This window comes from Schaedlerella sp., assembly GCF_056796775.1.
In genome coordinates this window covers 60,798-68,494 of record NZ_JBQIKP010000021.1, presented here as the reverse complement: position 1 = coordinate 68,494, position 7,697 = coordinate 60,798, and the positions used below count along the sequence as shown (strand labels likewise).

9 protein-coding genes are annotated in these 7,697 nt (G+C 44.4%); 7 read left to right on the top strand and 2 right to left on the bottom strand.

The window, feature by feature from the left end; all coding sequences use genetic code 11:
* Positions 1-381: 381 nt before the first annotated feature.
* Positions 382-843, bottom strand: coding sequence for a UTRA domain-containing protein (locus ACTOY7_RS11205; protein ID WP_482672180.1), 462 nt, complete (start codon positions 841-843; stop codon positions 382-384).
* A gap of 52 nt (positions 844-895) precedes the next feature.
* On the opposite strand from ACTOY7_RS11205, the gene ACTOY7_RS11200 reads away from it, so the two are divergent.
* The 7 genes from ACTOY7_RS11200 to ACTOY7_RS11170 all read left to right on the top strand — a co-directional run bounded on the left by ACTOY7_RS11200 (position 896) and on the right by ACTOY7_RS11170 (position 5,527).
* Entirely contained in the window at positions 896-1,486 is a 591-nt protein-coding gene (locus ACTOY7_RS11200; protein WP_482672178.1) for an HAD family hydrolase, read from the top strand.
* A complete protein-coding gene (locus tag ACTOY7_RS11195) occupies positions 1,487-1,864 on the top strand; it encodes a hypothetical protein (RefSeq protein ID WP_300886112.1) in 378 nt (125 codons plus the stop codon).
* Positions 1,852-2,565, top strand: a complete 714-nt coding sequence (locus ACTOY7_RS11190; RefSeq protein WP_482672674.1) for a hypothetical protein — start codon at positions 1,852-1,854, stop codon at positions 2,563-2,565. The genes ACTOY7_RS11195 and ACTOY7_RS11190 overlap by 13 nt, the downstream gene beginning before the upstream one ends.
* 75 nt (positions 2,566-2,640) lie before the next feature.
* Positions 2,641-3,021 (top strand): hypothetical protein, encoded by a 381-nt coding sequence (locus ACTOY7_RS11185; protein ID WP_160284717.1) that lies wholly within the window; start codon positions 2,641-2,643, stop codon positions 3,019-3,021.
* Between the two features lie 361 nt (positions 3,022-3,382).
* Positions 3,383-4,432 (top strand): family 43 glycosylhydrolase, encoded by a 1,050-nt coding sequence (locus ACTOY7_RS11180; protein ID WP_482672177.1) that lies wholly within the window; start codon positions 3,383-3,385, stop codon positions 4,430-4,432.
* Positions 4,327-5,073: a sugar phosphate isomerase/epimerase family protein gene (locus ACTOY7_RS11175; protein ID WP_482672179.1), complete on the top strand. Its 747-nt coding sequence runs from the start codon at positions 4,327-4,329 to the stop codon at positions 5,071-5,073. The genes ACTOY7_RS11180 and ACTOY7_RS11175 overlap by 106 nt, the downstream gene beginning before the upstream one ends.
* Before the next feature lie 13 nt (positions 5,074-5,086).
* Complete coding sequence (locus ACTOY7_RS11170; protein WP_160284718.1) at positions 5,087-5,527, top strand: C-glycoside deglycosidase beta subunit domain-containing protein; 441 nt, start codon at positions 5,087-5,089, stop codon at positions 5,525-5,527.
* A 113-nt stretch (positions 5,528-5,640) separates the two neighbouring features.
* Here the strand turns inward: ACTOY7_RS11170 and ACTOY7_RS11165 are convergent, their stop codons facing one another.
* Positions 5,641-7,347: an AAA family ATPase gene (locus ACTOY7_RS11165; RefSeq protein WP_482672176.1), complete on the bottom strand. Its 1,707-nt coding sequence runs from the start codon at positions 7,345-7,347 to the stop codon at positions 5,641-5,643.
* Between the last annotated feature and the right edge of the window lie 350 nt (positions 7,348-7,697).

Below are 7,697 nucleotides of genomic sequence, written 5' to 3'. Positions count from 1 at the left end.
GTAGGAGCATTTGTTTTAAGGCGCTCTTACTTGCAAAAAATAAATCGCTGCGACATGAAGCTATAACAGTACAACAGCCATCGCGCAGCGATTTTGTTCAAAGTTACTTTTGCAAAGGAACGTAAAGTCTGAGCTATCAATCAATATTTACATAAAGAATCACAAGATATCGTTCCCAACCTCCCTTGCCAGACTACTGCTTTTTATGCTGACATCATATCAAACGGGGCCAGGTGTTTCATCGTTCCTGCTTTTATTTAGACGAATGGATGTTTTATCCTATGTGCGAAGAAAAAGTTTCCTGGCATTTTATTGAAACGTTGCAATAGCCCCAAATAATGCAAGATTTTATTCAAAATTTTTTAAGCGTCAGAGCTGCTTTCAGACAGGCTTTCTCACCGCATTGTCATAAAACCGAAAATAATCCGGCCGGTGCCTGGACTGGGTATATTCAAACATTACCCCGTCGCTGTTGTAAGTCTGGCTGCTGACCACTGCCATGCAATTATAATTCCCGGCATCGATTTTCAGATATTTTTCGTCGATCTCCGTCAGCTTTTCCACCGTCATGATCCGTTTGCTGTTTACGATCGTCATGTGCAGTGTCTGTTCCAGATACTGATAAATGGAATTTTCCGCGATTTCCTTTGTAAGTCCGGGAACCGCTTCCTTTAGAAAATAATTATGGCTCAGGATCAGCGGCAGCTCGTCCAGATAATGCAGACGCTGAATATAATAAACCTCCGCTCCGGCAGGAAATCCCATGGATCGGGCCTGCTTTTCGCTGACCGTACACTCGGTAAATAAAAGCACCCGTGTGATCGGATGATGGCCGTTCCGCAGGGCGGATTCCCGGAAGCTCTGAAACCATACGAACTTATCGTTCTGGGAAAAGGTGAGCCAGGAGTTTTTTGAGCTTACAAAGATTTATTACCACCGTCTGGCCTGGGTGGACGATTTCAAAAAGGTACAGGATCAGATCCTGAAATTCGCGCCCACAGTCCCGGAGGAAAAAACATATGATTACTATGATCTGTTCCTGGAAAGACTGAAAGGAAAGATAGAGCCTGCCACCAGCGGCCACGGCTCCATCGACCTGATCGTGCCCGGCTGTCCAAAGTCATACTGGGAGAGCATGAAGAAGATGAAAGAATCCTTTCACAGATTGAAAAGGCAGCTGTCGCAGGCCGCAACGCGTTTATCGACCGATTTGGGATTTAAGCTGGATTCCGGCTTTTTGAGTACAGGCTGTAAGGCCGCCCTGGAAACCGTACGATGCGGTGAAAAAGAAATCATAGACTTAATAGAATGTGGAATGAACGCAAGGGACTGCATTATTTCAAATTGTAAAAACGGCAGCATTCTTATTTCAAGGCCAGAATGCAGGATCAGTGATTACGCAGAGGATGATCTGGTGGACGTTTCTGTATATGGAAAGCAATTTACATCCATGCGGTTGCTGTCACGATATTTGGAGGAAGTATAAATGTTTTCAATTGATGATGTGAGAATCCCGATCAGGATCATGCTTGAGCCTGGAATCTATACGTGCGGAAATATATCTGCAAATGGAAAGACGAAATTGCTGAATCTGTGTAAGGAGTACGGGATTGCGGGATTCCCGGTATATGGTTATACCTACAATGACTTTTTAAATCATGTGCCATTTTCCGTTCAGGAAGATATATGGCTCGTTTTTATCGATCGATATGATTTATTGAAAGAGCAGTTCGCTCCGCAATTTGATCACTGGCCGGATGTGATTTTTATGGTCGATTGTAAGACGGACTGCGCGGCGCTGGAAGATTCCCAGGAATGCTATATCAATATGGAAAGCGACAGGATCACCGTATGGAATGTGTAATATACTTTGAAGATTATCAGAAGGATGTGCTGAGTAAGCTATATACATCTGCTTATGAAGAAGAAAATGCATCCATAAGATTTTCAGGCGGAAATGGGAAATTAGCACCAGAAATGGAACGGCTGTTATACGATAATCCGGAGGTTTTTATAATTGCAGTTTTGGATATGGTTCCTGAGAACAGTGATATTGTAACAATATACAACCATTTGAAGATGATAGGTAAACTGCATCCTGAATTTCAAAGGCGATATATCATTATTCCAAATGTTTGTGCAGAATATCGATTTATCAAGGCATTCAAGGAACGTAAACTCTTCCGGAGCCGTGAAGATGTGGATTTGTGTTTGAATAAAGGGGACTATAGAAAATCCTCATTGCTGAATCAACTTTTTCTGGAAGAAGGAGTATATCATAAGAATTTTGAAAAATATTGTAAGTTTATCTTGAAATATACGGTCAATCATTGTATCAGCATTGATTCGGTTGAAAATGAGTTGTTTCAAAAGTTTTATCTGGAAGATTGTGATTGTAAAGACTGTGATTTCAGCAGGGAGTCGCTTAAGGATAAGTTTATAGATGAGTATGAAGCCACGGAAAGGATATGCCGGAATACTGTCATGGGCGGCACGGAGCAGGAAAAGAGAAACTGCGATCAATTTCTCGAATTTATCCGGACGGCGGGGCTGGATACGCTTTAGAGCATCCGGTCCGTCCATTCAATAAGCTTCTTTTTTTTTCAATATTCCCGTTTATATCAGCCAGACAGGAGGCGGGTGAAGCTTGTTTACGCCGAGGTGGAGTACAAGAACACCAGCAGCCAGACATATCATGACGCGTGGTACTTCGCGGACCTGATTCCAATCGTAAAGAACGGCAATACCTGTCAGGTATTCGACCGTGCGAATGAAACCTGCGATTACGTAGAAAATGAAAATACCGGCGTGCGGAATATTATGTGCTATGCGGATGTTTCCGGAGGCGGAAGCGGACCGAAAAATTATATTCCGGAGATCAAGCCGGGAGAAAGCGTCACGATCCGCTTTGCCTGGTTAGTTAATGAAGACGAGCTTGACAAGCTGTATCTGAACCTGAGAGGAGAAACTGTATTTACCGACGAAGGGTTGGAGATCGGGTTTGTAGATCTGAAGCTGTGATGGAAGGATCAGAATTCAAGATAGAAATCGTGAAAAAGGCTGCTTTGCGAAAGAGGCAGTCTTTTTCACGCTGAAGGATTCTTAAGGGAGACTATGAGCTTGACCAGATAAAAGAAGAGCAATTTATTTCTTGGCCATTCATGTCCGATTTTGCATTGCATCATGTCATATTTCGCACTATGGCGTTCCTATTCTGAATGCTATACTGATTCTATAATCTATCAGCAAATAAGCACCTGCTGTTTTTGCCGAGGCCGTTTTAGAACCAGAACCATAAGCCGATACTGCTGGACATATGGCTTCTCGCCTTTCTTCTGTCATTCCATAGAACAGGTGCTTCAAAAAAAGGAGGCCGCAAAAAATGAAACATTTCCAGAACAAGAGAAACCCCGTACTCCCATTAGAATATCACGTACCGGACAGCGAGGCGCATGTGATGCCCGACGGGACGCTCTATATCTACGGAAGCTTCGACGACCGGGAGGATGTATTCTGCAGTGAAAAATACCACGTCGTATCCACGCCGGACATGGAACACTGGACGATCCATGATATCTCGTTTACCGGGCAGCAGGTTCCTTGGTACAACGATCCGGACGCGCCCAAGTACCCCAGGATCGATTGGTCCAGACCTACGCCGTTTATCCGGAAAATGCTCGAGGCAGCGCGGGAAAACGGCGATGACATGAAGGAAAAATTTGAACAGGAAGGCGAAAAAGATAAGCCTGCGTTATTATTTGCGCCGGACTGCCTGGAACGTGACGGAAAATATTATCTCTATTTCTGTATGCCCGATGATAGCGAGGGAGTGGCTGTTTCCGACCGCCCGGAAGGGCCCTTTGCCGATCCGGTACAGCTTCCCTGCGGCGGGATCGATCCGGCCGTATTCATCGACGATGACGGACAGGCTTACTATTACTGGGGGCAGCTCTTTTCCCACGGCGTGAGACTGAATCCGGATATGGTGTCGTTTAACCCGGAAGGGATTCGGGATGATCTGGTCACGGAGGAAACGCATTTTTTCCATGAAGGATCCTCCATGAGAAAGATCGGAGACACCTATTATTATGTATACGCCGACATGGAGCGGGGGAAACCTACGTCCCTCGGCTATTCCACAGGCAAGTCTCCGCTGGGACCATTTACCTATCGGGGAATCATTATCGACAACGACGGCTGCGACCCCAGTATGACCGCAAAGGACCAAAGCGCGGAGTTGCTTTTTACAGCTATTCAGCGGAATTTGGTTTATCAAAGACACTGGAAGATTGTTTTGAAGATGTACACGATATGGGGGCGCACGGGATCGAGATCCTGGCGAATACGCATATTGAAAACTATCCCTATCCCACCGACGAATGGGTGGACAAATGGCTCCGCCTGTGTGATAAGTATGAGATCGTCCCGGTAGAATACGGAAACTGGATCGACTCCCATGTATTGGGCGACAGGGACCTTACGACCGAGGAATCCTATGAGATGCTGGCAAGAGATATACGGCTTGCCCACAGGCTGGGATTCAAGGTGATGCGGACGAAGATGCCTGTGATCTCCAATGAGCTTGCCCCGGTAAAAAACTGGAGAGAGATCATCAAAATGGCGCTTCCGCTGGCAGAAGAGCTGGATATTAAGATGTGCCCGGAGATCCATACGCCGACCAATCTGAAAGGCCAGATGGTAACAGATTTCGTAGATTTTATCAAAGAAACGGGAACAAAGCATTTTGGCCTGAATATTGATTTCAGTGTTTTCAGGCTCAAATTTGGAGAAAACGAGTTCAGGGATCCGCTTTACACGCCGAATGCTCCGGAGGATATCATACCGCTTCTGCCGTATATTTACTGCTGTCACGCAAAATTTATTAATATGAGCGATGACTTTGAGGAGACAACGATACCTTATAAAGAGATCATCCGGATATTGAAGGAGCATGACTGGGACGGATATCTGCTGAGTGAATACGAAGGCGCGGATAAATATGATTTCGGGTATGAGGTAGGACAGACTTTGAGAAAACAGCACATCATGCTGAAAAATGAGATCGGAGATTGAGGAGGGGAACGGCATGGAAAAAGAAGTTATTCAGTCAGTTGGATTTAGAAATATAAAAGAGAACGGAAAAATCACAGGATTTCAGTTTAAGGTCCGGCTCCCCTATTACCGCGGGATCTTCCTGAGCCAGCTTCGGCCGGGAACACTGTATATTGACGGGGAAAAATTTGAAAAAGAGGAGATCGTCTGGAATATTAAGGGTGAAGACTACACTCTGGAAGAAATGAAAACAGATTTTCAGACACACTGGGCAGTCACCGAGCCGGCAGTGCTGAAGGTGAAGAAAGAAGGAGGGCTGGCGCAGGGCTTCCATGATATCACATATGGCTTTTGCTTTACTTCCTCCTATATGCCTCCGATCATCCAGGACCATCTGGACCCGGATGAAGAACCATTTGTATTTATGCCGGAGTTCGGGCATCACGTAAATAAGAGACGTCTGATCATCGTATAATACACTTTGAAAATAAGAGAAAGAAGCCTCCTGCCTGTTCGGGGAAGAGGCTTCCTCTCTCATTTGGGTGAAATGAGAATCATAACCGGTATATAACCGGCATCTTTTTGTATTTATGGTGTTTCGTTTTGCGCCTTTCCAAACCGGACCTCGCAATCCTTCCGGAAAAAAGAGATTCCATAACAATCAATTTTTTTATAACCTTCCGCGCGCAGCTCCTCCATATATTTTTTATCATAGATCTGATCAAGAGCCTTCTGGGCATCCATTTCCAAATCATCAATCTCATTCGATACCTTGACTTCCAGAATAAAGGACCTGCCCCGCAAGGAAGGACTCCTCACCATGATATCAGAACGTCCGTTGCCTGATTCGCGGTTGGACTTCACCAGGTAATTTTCGCTTTGGCTAAGGATTCCGGTAAGAAATCCGTGATAAAAGTTCTCGGCACTATCGTAGAAGCTGATCGTACGCAAAAGCTGTCCGTTTAATATATCTGTCATCCTCTGGGCGTTTCCATCTTCCATCGCACGGTAGAGATCATGAAAATCTTCTTTTTGTATCATAGCTTTCAGCCAGTTCATAATCGTATTCTGATAAATAGTCTTTACTTCTATATTGGGAATCCGCACCCGCAAAAAGACAGAAGACTCCTTAAAGTACTCGCTTTCTTTCGTCAGATATCCAGTAAAATAAAGGAAATTCCACAAATTTTCCCCATTACCGTGCATATCCCCGTAGGTGACCTCTTCATGAACCTGTATATCTAAGGTTCCTCCTTTTAAAAGAGTTTCAATCTGTCTTTTCATCTCCCGGTCAGCCCTGGCGATCATGTCCTTAATGATATCATTGGAACTGGTATTGACCCAGTAGGGATGCGGGAAAGCGTTGACATCCGCATACAAATCATACATAAAGTTGATTACACTCCACGGATTATAAACCTCCGTATTGCCAAATGAATATCCATCATACCATTCTTTCAGGATCGGAAAGCGGCTCTCGACTCCATAGTATGTCATCATCTGCCGTGTTTCCGGTTCTGTAAAACCAAAATGTTCACTATATCTCCGGTCAAGCACAGATATCATCCTCAGATGATTCAGCCCGGTAAATATACTTTCCTTCGAAATCCTCAGACACCCGGTAATGACTGCAAATTGCAGAAAATCATTCGTCTTCAGCGCAGACTCAAATAAAGAGCGGATGAAATCCACCATTTCCTCATAAAATCCCCGAAAATACGCATTTTCCAACGGCACATCATATTCATCGATCAAAATCACCGTATTTTTACCCGTTGCCTGATGAAGGCATTTGCTTAAAAATTCCAGTGCTCCGGAATAATCATCATATTCCGCTTTTCGATCTGCAATTTTCCGGAACAGTTCCTTATCCTCTTCACCGATTTTATCAGCTGCTAATATATACTGGTGCCTTTGAAATTCGTCCGCGATTGCTTTTTTTATCTTGCCGTAAGCTGATTCAAAGGTTGGCTGCTTCGCTGATTTCAGCGTCAGGTTGATGACAGGATACTTTCCCATATGTTCCGTATATTCTCCGCCCTGCTCCATAATCTTTAAGCCCTGGAAAAGGGATTGGTTCGCCTCATTTTTCTTCACGTCTCCCGTATCCTCATAAAAGTATCTGAGCATACTGAGATTTAAGGTTTTGCCAAAACGTCTTGGACGGGTAAACAGATTGACTTCTCCCTTTAAATCCATCAGTTCCTTAATGAGCATGGTCTTATCCACGTAGTAATAACCATTCTGTATTATTTTTTCAAAATTATCAACACCGATCGGCAATGGTTTCTTCATGATCACACCTCCATCATAACTTATAAAGCTACACGGTTACTTCAAATATCGCTTGTCGTTTTGAACCGTTACCAATATCTATCAGTATATCCGTTTTTTGCCTTCCGCGCAAGTATGTTACTGGTTACAGTTCACGATTAATGTCCGGTTTGTTACATGTCACACCCTGACCAATCACTACGCTGATTGGTCAGGAGGATGCGCATAAAAGCTGGGATTCAGGCCGTCCATTGCCGCAGGCAATTTAAAATGACGGCCTGAGTTACAGGGCACGCCTGGTCAAGGTGTGACCTGTAACTCCGGTTTTACGCTGTGTTATGTCATATTTTCCACTGTTTTTTTCCCATGCC

Excerpts from the sequence above, each read along its gene's own strand:
- ACTOY7_RS11195 (WP_300886112.1), top strand. The coding sequence starts at position 1,487 with ATGTTTTCAATTGATGATGTGAGAATCCCGATCAGGATCATGCTTGAG.
- ACTOY7_RS11190 (WP_482672674.1), top strand. The coding sequence starts at position 1,852 with ATGGAATGTGTAATATACTTTGAAGATTATCAGAAGGATGTGCTGAGT.
- ACTOY7_RS11180 (WP_482672177.1), top strand. The coding sequence starts at position 3,383 with ATGAAACATTTCCAGAACAAGAGAAACCCCGTACTCCCATTAGAATAT.
- ACTOY7_RS11170 (WP_160284718.1), top strand. The coding sequence starts at position 5,087 with ATGGAAAAAGAAGTTATTCAGTCAGTTGGATTTAGAAATATAAAAGAG.
- ACTOY7_RS11165 (WP_482672176.1), bottom strand. The coding sequence starts at position 7,347 with ATGAAGAAACCATTGCCGATCGGTGTTGATAATTTTGAAAAAATAATA.